Source organism: Streptomyces graminofaciens (genome assembly GCF_030294945.1).
GTDB lineage: Bacteria > Actinomycetota > Actinomycetes > Streptomycetales > Streptomycetaceae > Streptomyces > Streptomyces graminofaciens.
In genome coordinates this window covers 8,032,686-8,053,481 of sequence record NZ_AP018448.1, presented here as the reverse complement: position 1 = coordinate 8,053,481, position 20,796 = coordinate 8,032,686, and the positions used below count along the sequence as shown (strand labels likewise).

General features: G+C 68.2%; 26 protein-coding genes. 7 read left to right on the top strand and 19 right to left on the bottom strand.

The window, feature by feature from the left end:
* Positions 1 to 140: 140 nt before the first annotated feature.
* Positions 141 to 1,580, top strand: a complete 1,440-nt coding sequence (locus tag SGFS_RS35460) for an NAD(P)H-hydrate dehydratase (RefSeq protein ID WP_286256247.1) — start codon at positions 141 to 143, stop codon at positions 1,578 to 1,580.
* Positions 1,581 to 1,599: 19 nt separating this feature from the next.
* On the opposite strand, the gene SGFS_RS35455 is transcribed toward SGFS_RS35460, so the two are convergent.
* A complete protein-coding gene (locus SGFS_RS35455) occupies positions 1,600 to 1,827 on the bottom strand; it encodes a hypothetical protein (RefSeq protein WP_286256246.1) in 228 nt (75 codons plus the stop codon).
* Between the two features lie 187 nt (positions 1,828 to 2,014).
* On the opposite strand from SGFS_RS35455, the gene coaA reads away from it, so the two are divergent.
* Both coaA and SGFS_RS35445 read left to right on the top strand, forming a co-directional pair.
* Positions 2,015 to 3,004, top strand: coding sequence for a type I pantothenate kinase (gene coaA / locus SGFS_RS35450; RefSeq protein ID WP_286256245.1), 990 nt, complete (start codon positions 2,015 to 2,017; stop codon positions 3,002 to 3,004).
* 60 nt (positions 3,005 to 3,064) lie between these two features.
* A complete protein-coding gene (locus SGFS_RS35445; RefSeq protein ID WP_286256244.1) occupies positions 3,065 to 4,003 on the top strand; it encodes a DUF389 domain-containing protein in 939 nt (312 codons plus the stop codon).
* Between the two features lie 124 nt (positions 4,004 to 4,127).
* On the opposite strand, the gene glmM is transcribed toward SGFS_RS35445, so the two are convergent.
* From glmM to SGFS_RS35425, 4 genes are all read right to left on the bottom strand, one after another.
* Entirely contained in the window at positions 4,128 to 5,486 is a 1,359-nt protein-coding gene (glmM, locus tag SGFS_RS35440; protein ID WP_286256243.1) for a phosphoglucosamine mutase, read from the bottom strand.
* A 249-nt stretch (positions 5,487 to 5,735) separates the two neighbouring features.
* The gene (gene rpsI / locus SGFS_RS35435; protein ID WP_286256242.1) at positions 5,736 to 6,263 is read right to left on the bottom strand and encodes a 30S ribosomal protein S9; all 528 of its coding nucleotides are present in this window, start codon (positions 6,261 to 6,263) and stop codon (positions 5,736 to 5,738) included.
* A 42-nt stretch (positions 6,264 to 6,305) separates the two neighbouring features.
* Entirely contained in the window at positions 6,306 to 6,749 is a 444-nt protein-coding gene (rplM, locus tag SGFS_RS35430) for a 50S ribosomal protein L13 (protein ID WP_045559465.1), read from the bottom strand.
* Between the two features lie 234 nt (positions 6,750 to 6,983).
* Positions 6,984 to 8,276, bottom strand: a complete 1,293-nt coding sequence (locus tag SGFS_RS35425) for a glycosyltransferase family 87 protein (protein WP_434028104.1) — start codon at positions 8,274 to 8,276, stop codon at positions 6,984 to 6,986.
* Positions 8,277 to 8,360: 84 nt separating this feature from the next.
* Between SGFS_RS35425 and SGFS_RS35420 the strand changes: the two genes are divergently transcribed.
* The gene (locus tag SGFS_RS35420) at positions 8,361 to 9,254 is read left to right on the top strand and encodes a hypothetical protein (protein ID WP_286256241.1); all 894 of its coding nucleotides are present in this window, start codon (positions 8,361 to 8,363) and stop codon (positions 9,252 to 9,254) included.
* 19 nt (positions 9,255 to 9,273) lie between these two features.
* Here SGFS_RS35420 and truA read toward each other — a convergent pair whose 3' ends face one another.
* The 11 genes from truA to secY all read right to left on the bottom strand — a co-directional run bounded on the left by truA (position 9,274) and on the right by secY (position 17,074).
* On the bottom strand, positions 9,274 to 10,140 hold the full coding sequence (truA, locus tag SGFS_RS35415; RefSeq protein WP_286256240.1) for a tRNA pseudouridine(38-40) synthase TruA: 867 nt from the start codon (positions 10,138 to 10,140) through the stop codon (positions 9,274 to 9,276).
* 73 nt (positions 10,141 to 10,213) lie between these two features.
* Positions 10,214 to 10,711, bottom strand: coding sequence for a 50S ribosomal protein L17 (gene rplQ / locus SGFS_RS35410; RefSeq protein WP_286256239.1), 498 nt, complete (start codon positions 10,709 to 10,711; stop codon positions 10,214 to 10,216).
* A 117-nt stretch (positions 10,712 to 10,828) separates the two neighbouring features.
* Positions 10,829 to 11,851 carry a DNA-directed RNA polymerase subunit alpha gene (locus SGFS_RS35405; protein WP_003966937.1) on the bottom strand — a complete coding sequence of 341 codons (1,023 nt, stop codon included), beginning with the start codon at positions 11,849 to 11,851 and terminating at the stop codon, positions 10,829 to 10,831.
* Positions 11,852 to 12,011: 160 nt separating this feature from the next.
* Entirely contained in the window at positions 12,012 to 12,416 is a 405-nt protein-coding gene (rpsK, locus tag SGFS_RS35400; RefSeq protein ID WP_003956432.1) for a 30S ribosomal protein S11, read from the bottom strand.
* A gap of 65 nt (positions 12,417 to 12,481) precedes the next feature.
* A complete protein-coding gene (rpsM, locus tag SGFS_RS35395; protein ID WP_286256238.1) occupies positions 12,482 to 12,862 on the bottom strand; it encodes a 30S ribosomal protein S13 in 381 nt (126 codons plus the stop codon).
* Positions 12,863 to 13,061: 199 nt separating this feature from the next.
* Positions 13,062 to 13,175 carry a 50S ribosomal protein L36 gene (gene rpmJ, locus SGFS_RS35390; RefSeq protein ID WP_003998809.1) on the bottom strand — a complete coding sequence of 38 codons (114 nt, stop codon included), beginning with the start codon at positions 13,173 to 13,175 and terminating at the stop codon, positions 13,062 to 13,064.
* Positions 13,176 to 13,234: 59 nt separating this feature from the next.
* A complete protein-coding gene (infA, locus tag SGFS_RS35385; RefSeq protein ID WP_003948620.1) occupies positions 13,235 to 13,456 on the bottom strand; it encodes a translation initiation factor IF-1 in 222 nt (73 codons plus the stop codon).
* 219 nt (positions 13,457 to 13,675) lie between these two features.
* Positions 13,676 to 14,002, bottom strand: coding sequence for a hypothetical protein (locus tag SGFS_RS35380; protein ID WP_286256237.1), 327 nt, complete (start codon positions 14,000 to 14,002; stop codon positions 13,676 to 13,678).
* Between the two features lie 139 nt (positions 14,003 to 14,141).
* Positions 14,142 to 14,978: a type I methionyl aminopeptidase gene (gene map, locus SGFS_RS35375; RefSeq protein ID WP_286256236.1), complete on the bottom strand. Its 837-nt coding sequence runs from the start codon at positions 14,976 to 14,978 to the stop codon at positions 14,142 to 14,144.
* Positions 14,979 to 15,095: 117 nt separating this feature from the next.
* Positions 15,096 to 15,758, bottom strand: a complete 663-nt coding sequence (locus SGFS_RS35370; protein ID WP_286256235.1) for an adenylate kinase — start codon at positions 15,756 to 15,758, stop codon at positions 15,096 to 15,098.
* Positions 15,758 to 17,074 carry a preprotein translocase subunit SecY gene (secY, locus tag SGFS_RS35365; RefSeq protein WP_286260228.1) on the bottom strand — a complete coding sequence of 439 codons (1,317 nt, stop codon included), beginning with the start codon at positions 17,072 to 17,074 and terminating at the stop codon, positions 15,758 to 15,760. Before secY ends, SGFS_RS35370 begins: the two co-directional genes overlap by 1 nt.
* Positions 17,075 to 17,410: 336 nt before the next feature.
* Between secY and SGFS_RS35360 the strand changes: the two genes are divergently transcribed.
* The 3 genes from SGFS_RS35360 (at position 17,411) to SGFS_RS35350 (ending at position 19,422) form a co-directional block, all read left to right on the top strand.
* A complete protein-coding gene (locus tag SGFS_RS35360; RefSeq protein ID WP_286256234.1) occupies positions 17,411 to 17,890 on the top strand; it encodes a hypothetical protein in 480 nt (159 codons plus the stop codon).
* A gap of 89 nt (positions 17,891 to 17,979) precedes the next feature.
* A complete protein-coding gene (locus SGFS_RS35355; protein WP_286256233.1) occupies positions 17,980 to 18,621 on the top strand; it encodes a hypothetical protein in 642 nt (213 codons plus the stop codon).
* Positions 18,622 to 18,792: 171 nt separating this feature from the next.
* Complete coding sequence (locus tag SGFS_RS35350) at positions 18,793 to 19,422, top strand: LuxR C-terminal-related transcriptional regulator (RefSeq protein WP_286256232.1); 630 nt, start codon at positions 18,793 to 18,795, stop codon at positions 19,420 to 19,422.
* A gap of 122 nt (positions 19,423 to 19,544) precedes the next feature.
* Here the strand turns inward: SGFS_RS35350 and rplO are convergent, their stop codons facing one another.
* From rplO to rpsE, 3 genes are read right to left on the bottom strand one after another with little or no spacing between them, the layout of a single operon-like run.
* A complete protein-coding gene (rplO, locus tag SGFS_RS35345) occupies positions 19,545 to 20,000 on the bottom strand; it encodes a 50S ribosomal protein L15 (protein ID WP_055517269.1) in 456 nt (151 codons plus the stop codon).
* A gap of 2 nt (positions 20,001 to 20,002) precedes the next feature.
* A complete protein-coding gene (gene rpmD / locus SGFS_RS35340; protein WP_006140898.1) occupies positions 20,003 to 20,185 on the bottom strand; it encodes a 50S ribosomal protein L30 in 183 nt (60 codons plus the stop codon).
* 2 nt (positions 20,186 to 20,187) lie between these two features.
* Entirely contained in the window at positions 20,188 to 20,793 is a 606-nt protein-coding gene (rpsE, locus tag SGFS_RS35335) for a 30S ribosomal protein S5 (protein ID WP_003992370.1), read from the bottom strand.
* Positions 20,794 to 20,796: the final 3 nt, after the last annotated feature.

The following is a 20,796-nucleotide window of genomic DNA, read 5'->3' as shown; positions in this document are numbered from 1 at the left end:
GGCCTCCGTACCGAAACCCCGCGCTCCAACACCCCGTACCGCCACCCCGGCAGCAAAACCCCGCCTCAAGCCCCCCATACCGCCTCCCATACGGCCCCCCAGGCTGCACACCCCACCCCCCACCAGGCAGACTCGACCCCATGCGCTCAGCCCACCGCGTAGAAACCGTCCGCTCAGCCGAACGCACCCTCATGGCCCGCCTCCCCGACGGCGCCCTCATGCAACGCGCGGCCGCAGGCCTCGCCGCAACCTGCGCCGACGCCCTCGGCAGGGTCTACGGCAGCCGCGTACTCCTCCTCACCGGCAGCGGCGACAACGGCGGCGACACCCTCTACGCGGGCGCCCGCCTCGCCAGACGCGGCGCAGCCGTCACCGCGATCCTCCTCAACCCGGACCGCACCCACCCCACCGCCCTCAAGGCCCTCCTCCAGGCGGGCGGCACCACAGCGAGCCCCCAGGCCGCCCCCGCCCTCATCCCCCGAGCCGACCTCGTCCTCGACGGAATCGTCGGCATCGGCGGCCGCGGCGGCCTCCGCCCCGAAGCCGCCCCCCTCGCCGAACTCGCCGCCGCCTCCCCCGCCATCGTGATCGCCGTCGACCTGCCCTCCGGCATCGAACCGGACACGGGCGAGGTGCACGGCCCGGCCGTCCACGCCGACCTCACCGTCACCTTCGGCACCCACAAACCGGGCCTGCTCATCGACCCGGCACGCGCGTACGCCGGCTCCGTACGCCTGATCGACATCGGCCTCGACGACACCCTCCCCGCCACCCCCGACCTGGAGTCCCTCCAGCACCCGGACGTGGCCGCCCTGCTCCCCCACCCGTCCCCGGAGAGCGACAAGTACCGCCGAGGCGTCGTGGGCATCGCGGCGGGCTCGGCGCGCTACCCGGGCGCGGCCGTACTCGCCGTCGCGGGCGCCCTGCGCGGCGGCGCGGGAGCAGTCCGGTACGTGGGCCCGGCCGCGGACTCCGTCCTCGCCCGCTTCCCGGAGACCCTGGTCTCGGACAGCGGCCCGAAGAAGGCCGGCCGGGTCCAGGCATGGGTGGCGGGCCCGGGCGTGGGCGACGACGCGGCCCCCGTCGCCGAGGCCCTCGCCACGGACGTCCCCGTCCTCCTCGACGCCGACGGCCTGCGCCTGGCCGACCGCGACACGGTCCGCACCCGCACGGCCCCCACCCTGATGACCCCGCACGCGGGCGAGGCGGCGGCGCTCCTCGGCGTCTCCCGCGAGGAGGTGGAGGCCGCCCGCCTCACCGCCGTACGCGACCTGGCCCGCGCCTACGACGCGACGGTCCTCCTCAAGGGCTCCACGACCCTCGTCGCCGACCCGACCCCCGGCACCCCGGTCCGCGTCAACCCCACCGGCACCCCCTGGCTCGCCACGGCAGGCAGCGGCGACGTCCTCTCCGGCCTCGCGGGCTCACTCCTCGCCGCGGGCCTCACGCCCCTGGACGCGGCGAGCGCGGCCGCGTACCTCCACGGCCTGGCGGGCCGCTACGCCGCTGACGGCGCCCCGGCGGGAGCGCACGACGTGGCGGAGGCGATCCCGGCGGCCTGGCGCGACATCACGAGCTGACCCGTCACCGAAGAACCGCTCACTCCCCGTCCTCGATCCGCTCGATCGCCTCCTGCACCATCCCCAGATACTCGACCTCCTCACACCGAGGCTTGCTCCCCATCCGGTACATGTCGATGCAGTCGTAGAGGTACTCCCCGAGGTCCTCGTCCGGCAGATCGACCGACAGTTCGCTGTACACGCGCCCGGCGAGGTCCGGTTGATCATCGCGCGTAGATCTTGGACGCAGGACGTTCTGGAAACGCATGGCGGCAGACACCCCAAACCCGCGTGGACAGCCGGAAGGCGGCTCCCTTCCGACTGCCCGGACGCTAGCCCCGTTCACCACTCCAGGTCCATACCTTCGACACGGTTCACCCACAGGAGGCACCCGAGTACGCCAGGCGTGACGGACCCCACCCGCCACCCCGTTCGAACTCCGTTAACAATGGACTGTGATCTCACCGGTCTCCTCGTTGCCGCGGAGCGCCCACCGGCCCAGGCCGGAGGCGACTCCCTACGTCGACCTCACCCGTACCGAGTGGAGCGCGCTGCGCGAAAAGACGCCGCTGCCACTGAATGCCGAGGAGGTCGAGAAGCTGCGCGGCCTGGGCGATGTCATCGACCTCGACGAGGTACGGGACATCTATCTGCCGCTCTCCCGCCTTCTCAACCTCTACGTCGGCGCCACCAACGGCCTGCGCGGCGCCCTGAACACCTTCCTCGGCGAACAGGGCTCCCAGTCCGGCACCCCGTTCGTCATAGGCGTCGCCGGCTCGGTGGCGGTCGGCAAGTCCACCGTCGCCCGCCTGCTCCAGGCCCTCCTCGCCCGCTGGCCCGAACACCCGCGCGTCGAACTGGTCACCACGGACGGCTTCCTGCTCCCCATGCAGCAGCTCCAGAACCGCGGCCTGGTCTCCCGCAAGGGCTTCCCGGAGTCGTACGACCGCCGCGCGCTGACCCGTTTCGTCGCCGACATCAAGGCGGGCAAGGACGAGGTGACGGCACCCGTCTACTCCCACCTCATCTACGACATCGTCCCCGAGCAGCGGCTCACGGTCCGCCGCCCCGACATCCTCATCGTGGAGGGCCTGAACGTCCTCCAGCCCGCCCTCCCCGGCAAGGACGGCCGCACCCGGGTCGGTCTCGCCGACTACTTCGACTTCAGCGTGTACGTCGACGCGAGCCACGACGACATCGAACGCTGGTACCTCAACCGCTTCAAGAAGCTCCGCCAGACCGCGTTCCAGAAGCCCGACTCGTACTTCCGCAAGTACACCCAGGTCTCCGAGGACGAGGCCCTCGACTACGCCCGCACTTTGTGGCGCACCATCAACAAGCCCAACCTGGTCGAGAACATCGCCCCCACCCGGGGCCGCGCCACGCTCATCATCCGCAAGGGCACGGACCACAAGGTGCAACGCCTCAGCCTGCGCAAGCTGTGAGGCCGTTCAAATCTGTGAGGCGTCCGGGAGGCCGTAACCACGGCCTGTTAGAAAGACGTCATGCTGCATCTGCGCCTCATCACCCCGTCCGACAGTACCGACGAAGTGGTCCGCCTGATCGAGAAGACGGTCGGCACGACCCACCTCGTCGTCCTGGCGGGCGCCGCCCGCAACCCCGCCGGCGACGTCGTGATGTGCGACGTCGCCCGTGAGGCGGGCGACGAACTGATCGGCGCGCTAAGGGCGTTGGACCTCGACAAGACGGGCTCGATCGCCGTCGACAACATCGATCTGTCGCTCTCCAGGCGCGCCGACAAGGCCGAGGAGGAGGCGCCGGGCGAGGGGGCGGACGCGGTGCTGTGGGAGCACCTGGCGGACGCGACGCACGAGGAGTCGACGCTCTCCGTCACCTACATCGCCTTCCTCACGCTCGCCACGATGATCGCGGCCTGCGGTGTGGTCCTCGACAACGCGATCCTGATCGTCGGCGCGATGGCGGTGGGCCCGGAGTTCGGCCCCCTGGCCGGTCTCAGCACGGCCATCGTCCAACGCCACCCACGCCTGGCGCTCCGCTCCCTCACCGCCCTGATCGTGGGCTTCGCGGTGGCGATGGCCGTGACGGTCGGGTTCAGCCTCCTCATGGACGCACTCGGCCAGTTCAGCCTGGAGCAGCTGGACGACGACCGCCCCAACACCGGCTTCGTCTACGCCCCCGACGCGTTCTCCTTCGTCGTGGCGGTCCTGGCCGGCATCGCGGGCACCCTGTCCCTCACCTCGGCCAAGTCGGGCGCCCTGGTGGGCGTGGCCATCTCGGTCACGACGGTCCCGGCAGCCGCCAACGCGGCGGTCGCCCTGAGCTACGGCGACACGACCCAGACGGTCGGCTCCACCAACCAGCTCCTCCTGAACCTCCTGGGCATCGTCCTGGCCGGCACGCTCACCCTCTTCTTCCAGAAGTGGCTGTGGTCAAGGCAGCGCAGCCGGTTCAGCAACCTGTAGCCAGGAGGCACATGGGAAAGGGGCGCGGGGCTCTGCTGATTCGCGGCTCAGCCGCGTGGGCGCGACAAGCCACGCATCACCCGCAGCCCGCGAACCACAGAACCCCACGCCCCTACCCGGCGATTCAGCCGAGCGCGGACTTCACCACATCAGCCAGCCGCCCGGCAACAGACCGAGCCTGCTCGATGTCGGAAGCCTCGACCATCACCCGAACCAACGGCTCGGTCCCAGAAGGCCGAAGCAGCACCCGCCCCGTGGACCCAAGTTCCCGCTCGGCCTCAGCCACGGCCTCGGCCAACTCCACAGACGTCCCCACCCGGGCCCGATCCACATCGGGCACATTGACGAGCACCTGAGGCAACCGCTCCATCACCCCGGCCAGCTCCTTGAGCGTACGACCGGTCCGAGCGACCCGAGCCGCGAGCAGCAGCCCCGTCAACGTACCGTCACCGGTGGTCGCGTGATCCAGCACGATCACATGCCCGGACTGCTCACCACCGAGGGCGAACCCGTGCTCCTTCATCTCCTCGAGCACATACCGGTCCCCGACCGCGGTCTGCACCAGCCGCAGCCCCTCCCGCTCCAGCGCCAGCTTGAAGCCGAGGTTGGACATGACGGTGGCGACGACGGTGTCCGCGCGGAGCGCCCCCCGCTCCCTCATGTCCAGCGCGAGCACGGCGAGGATCTGGTCGCCGTCGACCTCGTTGCCCTCGTGGTCCACGGCGAGGCATCGGTCGGCGTCCCCGTCGTGCGCGATACCGAGGTGCGCCCCCTGCTCGACGACGGCGGCGCGCACCTTCGCGAGGTGCGTGGACCCGCACCCGTCGTTGATGTTGAGCCCGTCGGGCTCGGCCCCGATGGTGACGATCTCGGCCCCGGCCCGCCTGAAGACCTCCGGCGAGACCCCGGCGGCGGCACCGTGCGCCTCGTCGAGGACGACCTTGAGCCCGTCGAGGCGGTTGGGGAGCGCGGAGAGCAGATGCTCGACGTAGCGCTCGAACCCTTCGTCGTACGAGCTGACGCGCCCGACGCCCGCGCCGGTGGGCCGGTCCCAGGGCGCCCCGGTCCGGTGCTCCTCGTAGACGCCCTCGATCCTGTCCTCCAGCTCGTCGGCGAGCTTGTGGCCGCCGCGGGCGAAGAACTTGATGCCGTTGTCGGGCATGGCGTTGTGGCTGGCGGAGAGCATCACGCCGAGGTCGGCGCCCAGCTCGCCGGTGAGGAACGCCACCGCGGGGGTGGGCAGCACACCGACGAGCAGGACGTCCACGCCCGCGCTGGCGAGGCCGGCCACCACGGCGGCCTCCAGGAACTCCCCGGACGCTCGCGGATCACGCCCGACCACCGCCACCGGCTTGTGGCCCTCGAACGTTCCCGCCTCGGCGAGTACGTGTGCCGCCGCGACGGAGAGTCCGAGCGCGAGCTCGGCCGTCAGATCCGCGTTGGCGACACCGCGCACGCCGTCCGTGCCGAAGAGTCGTCCCACTGTGGTGTCCTCCGAATTGCTGAGAATGTGCGGCTCGTACCAGGTATCCACTGAGTGTCCCGGCACTCCCCGGACCAAGTACATCCCCTGAGACTGTCCTCCCCCTATAGGGGTTGTACCGGCAGTCTGTGGATAACCCTGCGAAAAACGCCCGCCCCGGCTAAGCCTGGCGGCCCCCGAAAACAGACCGCCCCGGCGGCACGAAGCGTGCCACCGGGGCGATACCTGCGGTGCAGCGAAGCGGCGTGATTAACGCTTGCTGTACTGCGGAGCCTTGCGGGCCTTCTTCAGACCGGCCTTCTTGCGCTCGACCGCACGGTCGTCGCGGCGGAGGAAGCCGGCCTTCTTGAGCGCGCCGCGGTTGTTGTCGACGTCGGCCTCGTTCAGCGCGCGGGCGACACCGAGACGGAGCGCACCGGCCTGGCCGGAGACGCCGCCACCGGCGATACGGGCGATGACGTCGTAGCGACCCTCGAGCTCAAGAACCTTGAACGGCTCGTTGACCTCCTGCTGGTGCACCTTGTTCGGGAAGTAGTCCTCGAGCGTACGCCCGTTGATCTTCCACTTGCCGGAGCCCGGAACGATCCGGACGCGGGCGATGGCGTTCTTGCGACGGCCCAGGCCGGCGGCCGGCTGCGGGTCACCGAAGCGGGAGGCGAGGGACTCGGAGGTGTACTCGCCCTCGACGGGGACGTCCGACTCGGTGGTGTAGCTGTCGATGTCGACGAGCTCGGTCTCGGTCTCTTCGACCGGCTGCTCGACAGTGGTCTCGGCCACGATTCTCCTCAGATTCTTTTTCGTCTTAGGGGGTGGCCGGAACTACTGCGCGACCTGGGTGATCTCGAACGGCACCGGCTGCTGGGCAGCGTGCGGGTGCTGGTCGCCCGAGTAGACCTTCAGCTTCGAGAGCATCTGACGGCCCAGGGTGTTCTTGGGGATCATGCCCTTGATGGCCTTCTCGACGGCCTTCTCGGGGTTCTTCGCCAGCAGCTCGTCGTAACGGACGGAGCGCAGACCACCCGGGTAACCGGAGTGGCGGTACGCCAGCTTCTGGGTCTTCTTGTTGCCGGACAGGTGAACCTTGTCGGCGTTGATGATGATGACGAAGTCGCCCATGTCCATGTGCGGGGCATAGGTCGGCTTGTGCTTGCCCCGGAGGAGGTTAGCTGCCGTGGTCGCCAGACGACCCAGGACGATGTCCTGAGCGTCGATGACGTGCCACTGGCGAGTGACGTCGCCGGGCTTGGGGCTGTACGTACGCACGGTTCGTAGCCTTCGCTTCTTCAGTGAATGGTCCTGACAAGGTCACCGAAGACGATCACGACAGCCCGGACCGCACTGCGGTGACGCATACCGCGTGCTGGTCGCTGGTCATCGGCCCGGTGGACCGGTGTAAGGGCCCCTCACGTGAGAATGAGCAAGCCAATACACATAACGAAAATGCAGAATACCCGCGCGCCCCCACACGGGTCAAAACGAGCCCGCCGCAGCGCTCACTCACCCCCGAGCTCGAGGGCGCGGCGGGGCCGAAGGAGCGGCAGCCCCTGGTGACGGGACGGGCAGGGACTGCGGGGGCGAAACCCTCCGACGAGCCACCACCCACCAAGCCGCGCCCCCACCCACCACACACAGACTCAAAGCATCCCGGAAGGCCCGCCGAGTCGCCACCTCCAGAAAGGGCCAGGTGAACCCGGGCACCTGCGGCACCATCCCCACCCAGAACCAGGGACTGCGCGCCACACCCCCCACCCGCAACACCCCCGCCACCAGCACCGGCACCACCACCAGCAGGTAGTGGTCGTACGACGGCCGGGACACCAGAAACGCGGAGAGCATCACCAACGCCCCCGTCTCCCCCACGCGCGCCCCCTCCGCACCCACGCCCCCGTCCTCCCCACCCCGCCGCCACCTCAGGAACGCACATCCCACCCCCACCGACGCCCCCACGACCCCCACCCCCACGGCCACCCCCTCCGGCACCCCCACCCGCATCAGCACGGCCCCCGGCGACGCCTCGTACAGCCGTACGAACCGGTCCTCGCCCCGCGCCAGAAACGGCAGGGTCCGTGTGAAGAACCCCACCGGATCCGGCATCACCAGCGCCGCCCCACCCGAGGCCACCACCGGCACCCCCACCATCACGCCCAGCTCCCTCCACCGCCGGGCGAACACGAACAGCAGCGCCATGGGCGCGAGCAACGGCTTCAGAGCGACCGCCGCCCCGAACACCAGCCCCGCCGCGCCCCACCGCCCCCGGACCACCGCCAGCAGCCCCAACGGCAGCGCGGCCGCCGCCACCGCCGTCCAGTTCCCGAGCCGCACCAGATGCCCGAAGGGCGCGAACCCCATCGCCAGCCCCACCAGCCCGACCACCGCGAACCGACTCCGCCACGGCACCCCATGGACCCGCAGCGCGGCCGCCCACCCCACCACCAGCAGCGAGGTCACCACCGCGGGCACGACCAGCCGCAGCGCCTCCACCGGCAGCACCGCCTCCGGCACAGCCGCCAGCACCGCACTCGGCAGATACAGAAAGTGCGGATCGTCGTACGGCGACCCACCCGCCAGCCACGTCCGCGCCGCCCGTACGACGATCGCGTTGTCCATCCCGCCGTCCGCCGACCCCCGCGCCATGTTCACCACCGGCGCGCACAACACGACCCCCAGCACCACCCACGCCGGCCACGAAGCGGAACGCGCCCACCATCCGAGGGCGCCGGTCCGCTCGCCCGACGCCCGGCGCGCGATCGTCCCGGACCACCCACAGTTGCCACTTTTGCCCGTGCTCACTCAGGTCACGCTAGGGGCTCAAGTCCCCAAGGAGACCGAGCAGCACGCCCCTTCACCCGTCTTGACCCGTCTAAAATGCGGCCCATGAGCTATGGGCAGGGGGGGTCCCAATGGAGCCCCGGGGGTTCCCACAATCCGTGGGGCGAACCGCAGCAGCAGTGGGGTTCCTCGAATCAGACCCCGGACTGGGCCGCCATGGCCGAACAGTCCGAATCACGCAACAAACGCCGCAGACTGATGCTGATCGTCGGCGGCGCGCTCGCCACGGTCGGCATAGGCGCCGCGGTGGCCATGGCCGTCGTCAGCGCCGACAGCGGCTCCACCACGGCCAACCAGCCCACGAACGACCTGCCCGCCACCGCGGACATCCCGAGCGCCAGCGCCAAGGCGGACCCGTCCTTCGCGCCGACCTCGGCCCCTCCGGCGCTGAACCCGAAGGACTTCATCTCCGATGTGAAGAAGGACAAGGCGGCCATCAGCCCCGACATCCTCTTCCCGGGCTCCCAGGTGACGGACGATGACGACGTGGTGTACCGCAAGGGCCCCACGGCCTCCACGACCGACTGCGCCTCGGCCGTCCAGGGCACCCTCGACAAGGTCCTGACGAAGAACGACTGCACCCGCGTCATGCGCGTGACGTACTACAAGGGCAAGATCGCGGTCACGGTCGGCGTCGCCCTCTTCGACACCGAGGCCCAGGCGACCAAGGTGAAGGCGGACTCGGACAAGAAGAGCATCATCACCTCGCTCTCCGGCGACGGCGTCCCCGACTTCTGCCGTACGACGTTCTGCTACACGACCACCAACTCCTACGGCCGCTACGCCTACTTCACGGTGTCCGGCTTCACCGACGGCAAGGACGTGACGGAGAAGGACACGGCCGTCCTCACCGCCGGCAACAACCTGGGCGAGTTCACATTCCGCCAGATCCGCCGCCGGGGCGAGGCCCAGGCGTCGGCGGCGGCCGACGCGCAGTAGCCCACAAGGCCGTCCGGGGTCAGCAGCAGCCGGCCCCGGGCGCGCCCGGCAGCGTCCGCTTGTTCCGCGCCTCCTTGTTCCGCGCGGCCAGCAGCTCGTCCGCCGGATACCCGACCTCTTCCAGGGTCAGCCCGTGCGGCCGTACGACATGCACGGCGGAGTCCCGCACTCCGGCGCCCAGCACCTTCCCGGGCCAGTCGGCGTCCCGGTGCCCGTCCCCCACGAACAGCAGCGCCCCGATGAGCGAGCGCACCATGTTGTGGCAGAACGCGTCGGCGCGCACGGTGGCGGTGATGATCCCGTCCTCGCCCCGCACCAGGCTCAGCTCCTGGAGCGTACGAATGGTCGTCGCCCCCTCGCGCCGCTTGCAGTAGGCGGCGAAGTCGTGCTCGCCGAGCAGCCGCCGCGCGGCCTCGTTCATGGCGTCCACGTCCAGCGGCCAGTCGTGCCAGAGGACGTGGTTACGCAGCAGCGGATCGACCCCGCCCGGGTTGTCGGTGACCCGATAGGCGTACCGCCGCCACACGGCCGAGAACCGCGCGTTGAAGCCGCTGGGGGCCTCCCGCAGGGCCCACACCCGGACGTCCCTGGACAGCCGCCCGGCGAGCCGCTTCAGCAGCTTCTCGTGATGCTCACGCCAGACGCTCTCCGGCAGATCCACATGGGCCACCTGCCCCCGCGCGTGCACCCCGGCATCCGTCCGCCCGGCCACGGTCAGCTCGTAGGTGGTGCCCCCGGCCCGCGTCACGGTCCGCAGCGCGTCCTCGATCTCCCCCTGCACGGTCCGCCGCCCCCCGGCCTGCTTGGCCCACCCGGAGAACTCGGAACCGTCGTAGGAAAGATCCAGCCGTACCCGCACGAACCCGGGCTGTACTTCGTCACTCACTCCTGGATCCTCTCAACAAACGCGGAACGGGCCCGCCCTCAAGGGGCGGACCCGTTCACTGCAAGGCAGAGCCTCAGGCGTCCTTGGACTCCTCAGCGGCGTCCTCGACGACCTCGTCGGCCTTGGTCTCCTCGGCGGCCTTGGCCTCCTCGGACTCCTTGACCGCACGCTTGGTGGCGGCCTCGGCCTCACCGGTCGCCTGCTGCGCAACCGTCAGCGCCTCGACCAGCTCGATGACGGCCATGGGCGCGTTGTCGCCACGGCGGTTACCGATCTTGGTGATACGGGTGTAGCCACCCGGGCGGTTCTCGTAGCGCGGGCCGATCTCGGTGAAGAGCGTGTGGACGACGCTCTTGTCCGTGATGACCTGGAGCACCTGACGGCGGTTGTGAAGGTCGCCCTTCTTCGCCTTGGTGACCAGACGCTCGGCGTACGGCCGCAGACGGCGGGCCTTCGCCTCGGTGGTGGTGATACGGCCGTGCTCGAAGAGGCTCTTCGCCAGGTTCGCGAGGAGCAGCTTCTCGTGCGCGGCACTGCCGCCCAGACGGGCACCCTTGGTGGGCTTCGGCATGGTGTTTCTCCTAGGTGTCTGCCCCGGCCGTATCAGGTACCGAGGTCAGTATCCGAGCAGACGGTCGTCTGTCGGAGATCCGGGGTCCGCTGACGCGAACCCCGGAGGTGGTGGAGATCAGTACTGCTCGGTCTCCACGAAGCCCGCGTCCGCGTCGTCGTCGGCGCCGAAGGCGTCGGCGGCGGCGGTCGGGTCGAATCCGGGCGGGCTGTCCTTGAGGGCCAGGCCCATGCCGGCCAGCTTCGCCTTGACCTCGTCGATCGACTTCGCGCCGAAGTTGCGGATGTCGAGCAGGTCGGCCTCGGAACGAGCGACGAGCTCACCCACGGAGTGGATGCCCTCACGCTTGAGGCAGTTGTACGACCGAACGGTGAGCTCCAGCTCCTCGATCGGCAGCGCCAGATCGGCGGCGAGCGCGGCGTCCGTCGGGGACGGACCCATGTCGATGCCCTCGGCGTCGATGTTCAGCTCACGGGCCAGACCGAACAGCTCGACCAGGGTCTTACCGGCCGACGCCATGGCGTCACGCGGACGCATGGCCTGCTTGGTCTCGACGTCGACGATCAGCTTGTCGAAGTCGGTGCGCTGCTCGACACGAGTCGCCTCGACCTTGTACGTGACCTTGAGAACCGGCGAGTAGATGGAGTCGACCGGGATACGGCCGATCTCCTGGCCCACCTGCTTGTTCTGCACGGCGGAGACGTAACCGCGGCCGCGCTCGACCGTCAGCTCCATCTCCAGCTTGCCCTTGCCGTTGAGCGTGGCGAGGACGAGGTCGGGGTTGTGCACCTCGACACCGGCCGGGGGCGCGATGTCGGCGGCGGTGACCAGACCCGGGCCCTGCTTGCGCAGGTACATCACGACCGGCTCGTCGTGCTCCGAGGAGACGACCAGCTGCTTGATGTTGAGGATCAGGTCGGTGACGTCCTCCTTGACGCCCGGCACGGTGGTGAACTCGTGCAGGACACCGTCGATACGGATGGACGTGACCGCCGCACCCGGGATCGACGACAGGAGCGTACGGCGGAGGCTGTTGCCGAGGGTGTAGCCGAAGCCCGGCTCCAGCGGCTCGATCACGAACCGGGAGCGGAACTCGTCGACGACCTCTTCGGTCAACGAGGGACGCTGAGCGATCAGCATGTTGCGTTCCTTCTGTCAGGGGCGCCCGCTATTTGACGCCCTGCCACCGGGCGGTAGCCCGAAATTGATGCTGCTGACAAGGGTACGGGCGATATGGCCCCGAAGAGCCATACCGCCCGAAAACCTCAGACCAAGCGGCCTGCGTCAGATCTGTCGAAGATCAGACGCGGCGGCGCTTGGGCGGACGGCAGCCGTTGTGCGGGGTGGGCGTGACGTCCTGGATGGAGCCGACCTCGAGACCGGTCGCCTGCAGCGAACGGATGGCCGTCTCACGACCCGAGCCCGGGCCCTTGACGAACACGTCGACCTTGCGCATGCCGTGCTCCTGCGCGCGACGGGCGGCCGACTCGGCGGCCATCTGCGCGGCGAACGGCGTGGACTTCCGGGAGCCCTTGAAGCCGACGTGGCCGGCGGAGGCCCAGGAGATCACGTTGCCCGACGGGTCGGTGATCGAAACGATGGTGTTGTTGAACGTGCTCTTGATGTGCGCGTGGCCGTGAGCGACGTTCTTCTTTTCCTTGCGGCGCACCTTCTTGGCAGCGCCCTGACGACCCTTGGGGGGCATCTGTACTCCTACGGGAGGTGGTCGGTCCTACAGCGAAGACCGCTGGACGGTATGTCCGCTGTGGACTACTTCTTGCCCGGCTTCTTCTTACCGGCGATGGCGCGACGCGGGCCCTTGCGGGTGCGGGCGTTGGTGCTGGTGCGCTGACCGCGGACGGGCAGACCACGACGGTGACGGAGACCCTGGTAGCAGCCGATCTCCACCTTGCGGCGGATGTCGGCCTGGATCTCGCGACGGAGGTCACCCTCGGTCTTGATGTTGCTGTCCACGTACTCGCGGATCGCGACGAGCTGCTCCTCGGAGAGGTCGCGAACGCGGGTGTTCGGGTTGACGCCGGTCGCTGCCAGCGTCTCCTGGGAGAGGGTCCGGCCGATGCCGAACACGTAGGTGAGGGCAACCTCCACGCGCTTGTCGCGCGGGATGTCAACACCGGAAACGCGTGCCATTCAATGGCTCCTGGTGATCTTCGGAGGTCTTCCGCAGGACCGGCTCCCAGCCGCCGTACCAGGTACGAACTGGGTCCCCGGCCTCCGACCGGGGGTATCAGGCGGACACTCGTCCGTCTGGGTCCTGCGTATGAACACGTTCAGCTCGCGTCGCGCGAATCCCTGCGATATCGATGCAGAGGGAACGGTCGATCGTGCGTCAGCCCTGGCGCTGCTTGTGGCGCGGGTTCTCGCAGATGACCATGACCCGGCCGTGACGGCGGATCACCCTGCACTTGTCGCAGATCTTCTTGACGCTCGGCTTGACCTTCATTGGGTGAGGTTCTCCGGGTCAGTTGCCGACAGCCCGCTCACACGGGACGTGGGCAAGATCTACTTGTAGCGGTAGACGATCCGGCCACGCGTCAGGTCGTACGGAGACAACTCCACCACGACCCGGTCGTCAGGGAGGATGCGGATGTAGTGCATACGCATCTTGCCGCTGATGTGTGCCAGGACCTGGTGGCCGTTCTGGAGCTCGACCTTGAACATGGCGTTCGGAAGAGACTCGACGACAGTGCCCTCGATCTCGATGGCACCTTGCTTCTTGGCCACGCTTCGCCCTTCGAATCGACTACCTTGATCGACTCCTGATGTCCCGTCCCTTAAGGGCGCATGCGGACATGCGGGTACACGAGAGCCGACGAGTCAGTCTACGTCAGCGCACCCGGAAAGACGAATTGGCTCCAGCCGTCACTCATGACGATGCCCCGTCCATCGGCGCGGTATGCGCGACGGACGGGGCGGGCCGATCGGGTACGACTACGGCACGTCCTAGTCGTGGACCGTCACACAGGCGGTCCCGTTGGAGGCGGTGCCCTCGACGAAGGCCTGGACGCAGACGTCGGTGCCGTCGGGCCAGTTCTTGTCGATGTTGACCTTGTAGAAGGTCTGCCGCGTGCCGGTGTTGTAGTACGTGGCCAGCGGCGACCACTTCACGTAGTGCGCCTTCTCCGCGTAGATCTTGAACTTGCCGTGGAACCGCTCGTCACCCGAGTAGGCCTTGATCCAGTCGACGTGGAGCTTCGAGCCCTCGACACGCACACAGGCGGACGAGTGACAGCCACTCGCGGACGCGGAGGCGGGCGCGACACCCACCACCGTGGCAAGGGCGAAGAGACTAGACCCGCCATCGAACACAAAAGCGAACCATGCGCTTTCAAGATCGGTTCATGCGCTTCCTTTGCCCCTGTTTTGCGGCCCCGCCGGCCCACACGGACCAAGGGCCCGCAAGCCGACCTCAGCCCAACGGATCCGGCGCCGCCGTGACCCCGTACTCCGCCAGCTTCGCCTTGCCGCCGTCGGGAGCCGTGAGCACCAGCGGTCCCGCCTCGGTCAGCGCGACGCTGTGCTCCCAGTGGGAGGACCACGTGCCGTCCGTCGTCACGACCGTCCAGTCGTCGGCCAGGACCTGGGTCTTCGGTGTGCCGAGGGACACCATCGGCTCGATCGCCAGGCAGAAGCCGGGCACCAGCTTCGGGCCCTTGCCGCGCCGCCGCTCGACGTAGTTCAGCAGGTGCGGGTCCATGTGCATCTCGGTGCCGATGCCGTGGCCGCCGTAGTCCTCGACGATGCCGTACTTGCCGCCGCCCGGCTTGGGCTGCCGGCGGATGTACGTCTCGATGGCCCGGGAGATGTCCACGAGGCGGTTGCCCTGCTTCATCGCGGCGATCCCGGCCCACATGGACTCCTCGGTCACCCGGGAGAGCTCCAGGAGCTCCGGAGCGTGTCCGGAGCCGACGAAGGCGGTGTACGCCGCGTCACCGTGCCAGCCGTCGACGATCGCGCCGCAGTCGATGGAGATGATGTCGCCGTCCTTCAGGACGACCTCGTCGCTCGGGATGCCATGGACCACGACCTCGTTGGCCGATGTGCAGATCGTGGCCGGGAAGCCGCCGTACCCCAGGAAGTTCGACTTGGCGCCGTGCTCCGCGAGCACCTTGCGGGCCACGTCGTCGAGGTCCTTCGTGGAGGCGCCCGGCACGGCCGCCTCACGGGTGGCCGCGTGGATGGCGGCGACGACCAGCCCCGCCTCGCGCATCTTGGCGATCTGCTCGGGGCTCTTGATCTGCACCATGGGGGCCTGCGCTCTCCGTCTTCTCTGCCTCAGGGGCTTTTGCGGGGGGATTGCCTACACAACAGTACGGCCGCGATGCCCTTGTCGGGCACCGCGGCCGGAGTACCGCCGACGACCTTACTTGGCGCCGTCCTCGCTCTTGAGCGCATCCATGGCGCGCTCGGTGACCTCGTCCACCTTGCCGAGCGCCGAGATCGTCACCACGAGGCCCTGGGCCTTGTAGTAGTCGATGATCGGCTCGGTCTGCGTGTGGTAGACCTCCAGGCGCGTGCGGACGGTCTCCTCGGAGTCGTCGTCGCGCTGGTACAGCTCGCCGCCACAGAGGTCGCAGACACCGTCGGCCTGCGGCTTCTTGTAGGTGACGTGGAAGACGTGCGCAGAGTCGTTGCGGCAGATGCGCCGGCCGGCGATCCGCTTGACGACCTCCTCCTCGGGGACCTCCAGGTCGAGAACGGCGTCCAGCGTCATGCCCTCGGACTGGAGCATCTCGTCGAGGGCCTCGGCCTGCGAGACGTTCCGCGGGAAGCCGTCGAGCAGGAAGCCGTTCTCCGCGTCGGGCTTCTCCATGCGGTCCTTGGCCATCCCGATGGTGACCTCGTCCGGTACCAGGTTCCCCGCGTCCATGTAGGACTTGGCGAGTTTGCCGAGCTCCGTCTGCTGGCTGATGTTGGCACGGAAGAGGTCGCCCGTGGAGATGTGCGGGATCGACAGGTTCTTGGCAAGGAACGCGGCCTGTGTTCCCTTGCCGGCACCGGGCGGCCCGACGAGGACGATTCGCATCAGCGGAGGAACCCTTCGTAATTGCGCTGCTGGAGCTGGCTCTCGATCTGCTTCACCGTCTCCAGACCCACACCCACGATGATCAGGATGCTGGTACCGCCGAACGGGAAGTTCTGGTTTGCCTGGAAACCAGCCAACGCCATCGTCGGAACAAGAGCGATCAGACCCAGGTACAGCGAACCCGGCCAGGTGATCCGGTTGAGTACGTAGCTGAGGTACTCAGCGGTCGGTCGGCCAGCCCGGATGCCCGGGATGAAGCCACCATACTTCTTCATGTTGTCCGCGACTTCCTCGGGGTTGAACGAGATGGCCACGTAGAAGAAGGCGAAGAAGACAATCAAGAAGAAGTAGATCGTGATGTGCACGGGCGCCGCGGTGTCCGCGAGGTTCTTCTGCACCCAACTCGCCCAGCCCGCAGTGGAGTCGGAGAAGGTCACGATCAACGAAGGGATGTAGAGCAGCGAGGAGGCGAAGATGACGGGAATCACACCCGCCTGGTTCACCTTCAGCGGGATGTACGTCGAGGTACCGCCGTAGGACCGGCGGCCGATCATGCGCTTCGCGTACTGCACCGGGATACGGCGCTGGGCCTGCTCGACGAAGACGACGAGCGCGACCATGACGAGGCCGACGGCGATGACGGTGCCGAACTCGATCCAGCCGTCGGCGAGGTCGCCCTGCTTCTTGATCGTCCACAGCGCGGCCGGGAAGGTGGCGGCGATCGAGATGAACATCAGGATCGACATGCCGTTGCCGATGCCGCGGTCGGTGATGAGCTCACCGAGCCACATGACGACGGCCGTACCGGCGGTCATGGTGACGACCATGACGATGGTGGTGTAGATCGAGCGGTCCGGCACGATCTGGTCGGCCAGCTGGCAGCCGTTGAACAGCGAGCCGCTGCGGGCGGTGGCGACGAGGCCGGTGCCCTGCAGGATGGCGAGGGCCACCGTCAGGTAACGCGTGTACTGCGTGATCTTCGCCGTACCGGCCTGGCCCTCCTTCTTGAGGGCTTCCAGGCGCGGGATCACCACGGTCAGCAGCTGCAGAATGATGCTCGCCGTGATGTACGGCATGATGCCGAGCGCGAAGATCGTGATCTGCAGCAGCGCGCCACCACTGAACATATTGACCAAGCCGAACAAGGTGCCCTGGGTCTGGCTCGCCTGGTCGATGCAGAACTGGACAGACTTGTAGTTGACGCCCGGGATCGGAATGTGCGTACCGACCCGGTAGATCACGATGATGCCGAGCGTGAAGAGCAGCTTCTTGCGCAGGTCGGGCGTCTTGAACGCCCGGGCGAACGCGGTGAGCACGGTGCCTCCTGCGACCCCCGCGTTACGCGCGTGAGGGTGACGATTTAGGTAAGTGAGTGAGTACAGGACACGGCAGCCCAATGAGATGAGCGCAGACTGCCGGGATACTAACAGCGGCTACCCTACCGGCCCCTGGGGCGAGCAGGAAACACTCGATGTGGCATGCCAGCGGCCGTTGACCGGATGGGCACCTCCCTTTTGGACATCAGACTTTCGTCGAGCGTGTTGCCGACCAAGGAACGTGATGACACGGCCTGTAGTTCCCCGAAGACTGTTCGAGCGGCTCCGGTGGTACCGGATCCACACATTTGCAGCCGAACAAACGGGGAACTACGCATGATCAAGTCACTGACTGTCGCGGGCGCCGCCGGCGTCGCCCTGCTGGTGGGTTCGACCGGTGCCATCGCGGCGTCCGCACCGGCTCCCGCGAAGACCACCTCCGTGGTGAGCGCGCAGAAGGAGGCCACGCCCGCGGCGGCGGCCGCCACGTGCAACGTCGCGCTGGGCAAGCCGTGGAAGGAGAACATCGCGAAGGTCGGCCGGAGCGACCACGCGCGCGCCAAGTACCACACCGTGAACAGCTGCTCCGGCTTCTCTCTCAGCGCGACCCTCCAGTACAAGCGCTGGGACGGCTGGCGGGCCCTGGACAAGGACACCTGGGCGGGCAACCGCAAGAAGGACCGCATCCTCCAGTGGAAGTGCCAGGGCAAGGGCACCTTCACCTACCGGGTGGCGGGCACCGTCAAGGGCGGCTGGACCGGCGACGAGCCGCGGGTCGGCCGGGGCAACGGGCCGGAGCGCCGCTTCAGCTGCTGACGCGGCTCCCGCAGGGTGTGCCGGGGCCGTTCATCACCGTATGAGCGGCCCCGCTCGCTGATCCATCAACCGATCAGGACCAGGTCATCATGATGAAGAGAACCTTGGCGGCGCTCGCGGTGGCCGTGGCGGTGACGGGCGGGGCCATCGCCTTCGCGGCTCCCGATGACGGACCGGACGGCGACAGGACCGGAGCGGCCTTCACCCACATCCAGTTCGACGAGACGACGCTGGTCGACACCGAGGAGTCCGGGTCGGCCGACCGCCATGTGGACATCTTCGCCGAGCACCGGTCCGACGCGGTCAGCAGGGCCAGGTTCGTCACCACGAGCGAGGGCAGGGTCCTGGAGGAGCGCCTCTGGGACTCGGATCACCCGGAGTCGATGACCGTTCGGAACTGGGACACCTGCCAGGCGGTCGACGAGGCCACTCCGGATCCTCGCCCGGACAGCCTCGACCTGATCGTCACCCAGTACTTCGGCCCGCGTGCTGTTCCGGACGACGCCGAGAAGTTGGCCCACGGCGTGGCCCGTTGGGAGATCCCGGCAGGCATGATGACCACGGAGTACACGGACAAGGGCGGCACGTATCCGGACCGGGTCGTGGAGATCAAGGGTCCGAACGGAGAGGTCGGCTCCACCATTCGGGACACCTCGGTCCGCGACACCTCGGCGCTCCCCGGCTGGCGCAAGGGCTGGGAGAGCTGCCGACCTGTGGACGGCTCCTCCTGAGCGGCTCCAACGCCCCTTCGCCCCTCATGGCGGACGCAAATCGGAAGCTCATATTCCACTCAATTGACCCCCGCTGGTCAATACGGCTCGGTTACACTCCCGATCACGCTCGGGGCGGAGGACCGACCACAGCATTTCCGCCCCCACTTCGCCATTGGAGCCACGGGGGCTATGAACCAGACGAAGAGTGCCGCTGTCCTTGTCGTTGACGACCACCCCATGCGCACACTCGGCATGGTCCACATAGTCGAGCGATTCCCGTACGTGACCGCGGTCGCCGCGAGCACGGTCTCCGCGCTCTACGCCGCGGCCGTCCGCCTCAGACCCGACATCGTCCTGTTCGGACCCGTCTGTCTGCCCGACGGAGAACCGGCGACCTTCACCCGCCTCCGGCAATTGACCGGGGGATGTCGATTCATCACTTATGACGACTCGACCCATTCACGTGTCAACCCGCCGAACGTATCGGCGGGCCTCTGTGCGTTCCTGCCTTCCATGGCGACCCCCGAGGACTTCGACCGCGCCTTTTCCGCAGCTCTCGCGGGATTCACGTATTTTCCGCAGGACTTGGCCGCGGAACTCATCCATGGCCGCATTCAATTCCCGCAACTGAGCCCGCGGGAACAGGAAGTACTCAACCTTCTCTCCGGCGGCCTGAGCAATCACCGCATTGCGCGAACCCTCGGCATCAAGGAGACCACGGTCAAGATGTACGTGACCCAGGTGCTCGCCAAACTCAATGTCGAAAGCCGGCTGCAGGCCTGTCTGAAGGCACGGGGCCTGGAGGCCGCGGCGGCCTGACCGGCTCCAGGGCGGTGTTCGCAGAGCCCACACCAGCGAACCACCCGCGCACCGAGCAACAAAAAAGCCTGGCCGACGCCCGCGAGGGGCATCGGCCAGGCTCTGCTGCGTCAGTCGTGAACTCAGATGAGCTCGGTGACCGAACCGCCGGCGGCGGTGATCTTCTCCTTGGCGGAGCCGGAGACGGCGTCGACCGTCACCTGCAGCGCCACGGAGATCTCGCCCTGGCCCAGGACCTTGACGAGGCTGTTCTTGCGAACCGCACCCTTGGCCACCAGACCCTCGACGGTGACCTCGCCACCCTCGGGGTAGAGCGCGGCCAGCTTGTCGAGGTTCACGACCTGGAACTCGGTCTTGAACGGGTTCTTGAAGCCCTTCAGCTTCGGAAGACGCATGTGGAGGGGCATCTGGCCACCCTCGAAGCGCTCCGGAACCTGGTAACGAGCCTTCGTACCCTTGGTACCACGACCGGCCGTCTTACCCTTCGACGCCTCACCACGACCCACACGGGTCTTGGCGGTCTTGGCGCCCGGGGCGGGACGGAGGTTGTGGATCTTGAGCGGGTTGTTCTCCGCCATGATCAGTCGACCTCCTCGACCGACACGAGGTGGCGGACGGTGTGCACCATGCCGCGGAACTCGGGGCGGTCCTCCTTGACGACCTGCGTGTTGATGCCCTTGAGACCAAGGGAGCGCAGGGTGTCGCGGTGGTTCTGCTTGCTGCCGATGTAGGACTTGACCTGCGTAATCTTGAGCTGCGCCATGATTACGCACCCGCCCCGGCACGCGCACGGAGCAGAGCCGCGGGGGCGACGTCCTCGAGGGGCAGACCACGGCGGGCCGCGATCTCCTCGGGACGCTGCAGACCCTTCAGGGCCGCCACGGTCGCGTGCACGATGTTGATCGCGTTGTCGGAGCCGAGCGACTTCGACAGCACGTCGTGGATACCGGCGCACTCGAGCACGGCACGCACCGGGCCACCGGCGATAACACCGGTACCGGGGGACGCGGGCTTGAGCAGGACGACGCCGGCAGCCTTCTCACCCTGGATGGGGTGGGGGATGGTGCCCTGGATACGGGGGACCTTGAAGAAGTGCTTCTTGGCCTCCTCAACACCCTTGGCGATGGCGGCCGGCACCTCCTTGGCCTTGCCGTAACCGACACCCACGGTGCCGTCACCATCGCCCACCACGACCAGCGCGGTGAAGCTGAAGCGACGACCACCCTTCACAACCTTGGCGACGCGGTTGATCGCGACAACGCGCTCAACGTACGCGGTCTTCTCGGCGGCAGCTGCGCCGCCGTCACGGCCCTTCCGGTCCCGCCGCTCGCCGCCACCGGCACCGCCACCGCGGCGCTGGGGTCCAGCCATTGG

What these genes read in the sequence shown, in the direction of transcription:
- SGFS_RS35460 (WP_286256247.1), top strand. Translation starts at nt 141, where the DNA reads ATGCGCTCAGCCCACCGCGTAGAAACCGTCCGCTCAGCCGAACGCACC.
- SGFS_RS35455 (WP_286256246.1), bottom strand. Translation starts at nt 1,827, where the DNA reads ATGCGTTTCCAGAACGTCCTGCGTCCAAGATCTACGCGCGATGATCAA.
- SGFS_RS35445 (WP_286256244.1), top strand. Translation starts at nt 3,065, where the DNA reads ATGCTGCATCTGCGCCTCATCACCCCGTCCGACAGTACCGACGAAGTG.
- SGFS_RS35420 (WP_286256241.1), top strand. Translation starts at nt 8,361, where the DNA reads ATGAGCTATGGGCAGGGGGGGTCCCAATGGAGCCCCGGGGGTTCCCAC.
- rplQ (WP_286256239.1), bottom strand. Translation starts at nt 10,711, where the DNA reads ATGCCGAAGCCCACCAAGGGTGCCCGTCTGGGCGGCAGTGCCGCGCAC.
- SGFS_RS35405 (WP_003966937.1), bottom strand. Translation starts at nt 11,851, where the DNA reads ATGCTGATCGCTCAGCGTCCCTCGTTGACCGAAGAGGTCGTCGACGAG.
- rpsK (WP_003956432.1), bottom strand. Translation starts at nt 12,416, where the DNA reads ATGCCCCCCAAGGGTCGTCAGGGCGCTGCCAAGAAGGTGCGCCGCAAG.
- rpsM (WP_286256238.1), bottom strand. Translation starts at nt 12,862, where the DNA reads ATGGCACGCGTTTCCGGTGTTGACATCCCGCGCGACAAGCGCGTGGAG.
- rpmJ (WP_003998809.1), bottom strand. Translation starts at nt 13,175, where the DNA reads ATGAAGGTCAAGCCGAGCGTCAAGAAGATCTGCGACAAGTGCAGGGTG.
- map (WP_286256236.1), bottom strand. Translation starts at nt 14,978, where the DNA reads ATGGTGCAGATCAAGAGCCCCGAGCAGATCGCCAAGATGCGCGAGGCG.
- SGFS_RS35370 (WP_286256235.1), bottom strand. Translation starts at nt 15,758, where the DNA reads ATGCGAATCGTCCTCGTCGGGCCGCCCGGTGCCGGCAAGGGAACACAG.
- SGFS_RS35360 (WP_286256234.1), top strand. Translation starts at nt 17,411, where the DNA reads ATGATCAAGTCACTGACTGTCGCGGGCGCCGCCGGCGTCGCCCTGCTG.
- SGFS_RS35355 (WP_286256233.1), top strand. Translation starts at nt 17,980, where the DNA reads ATGATGAAGAGAACCTTGGCGGCGCTCGCGGTGGCCGTGGCGGTGACG.
- SGFS_RS35350 (WP_286256232.1), top strand. Translation starts at nt 18,793, where the DNA reads ATGAACCAGACGAAGAGTGCCGCTGTCCTTGTCGTTGACGACCACCCC.
- rplO (WP_055517269.1), bottom strand. Translation starts at nt 20,000, where the DNA reads ATGGCGGAGAACAACCCGCTCAAGATCCACAACCTCCGTCCCGCCCCG.
- rpmD (WP_006140898.1), bottom strand. Translation starts at nt 20,185, where the DNA reads ATGGCGCAGCTCAAGATTACGCAGGTCAAGTCCTACATCGGCAGCAAG.
- rpsE (WP_003992370.1), bottom strand. Translation starts at nt 20,793, where the DNA reads ATGGCTGGACCCCAGCGCCGCGGTGGCGGTGCCGGTGGCGGCGAGCGG.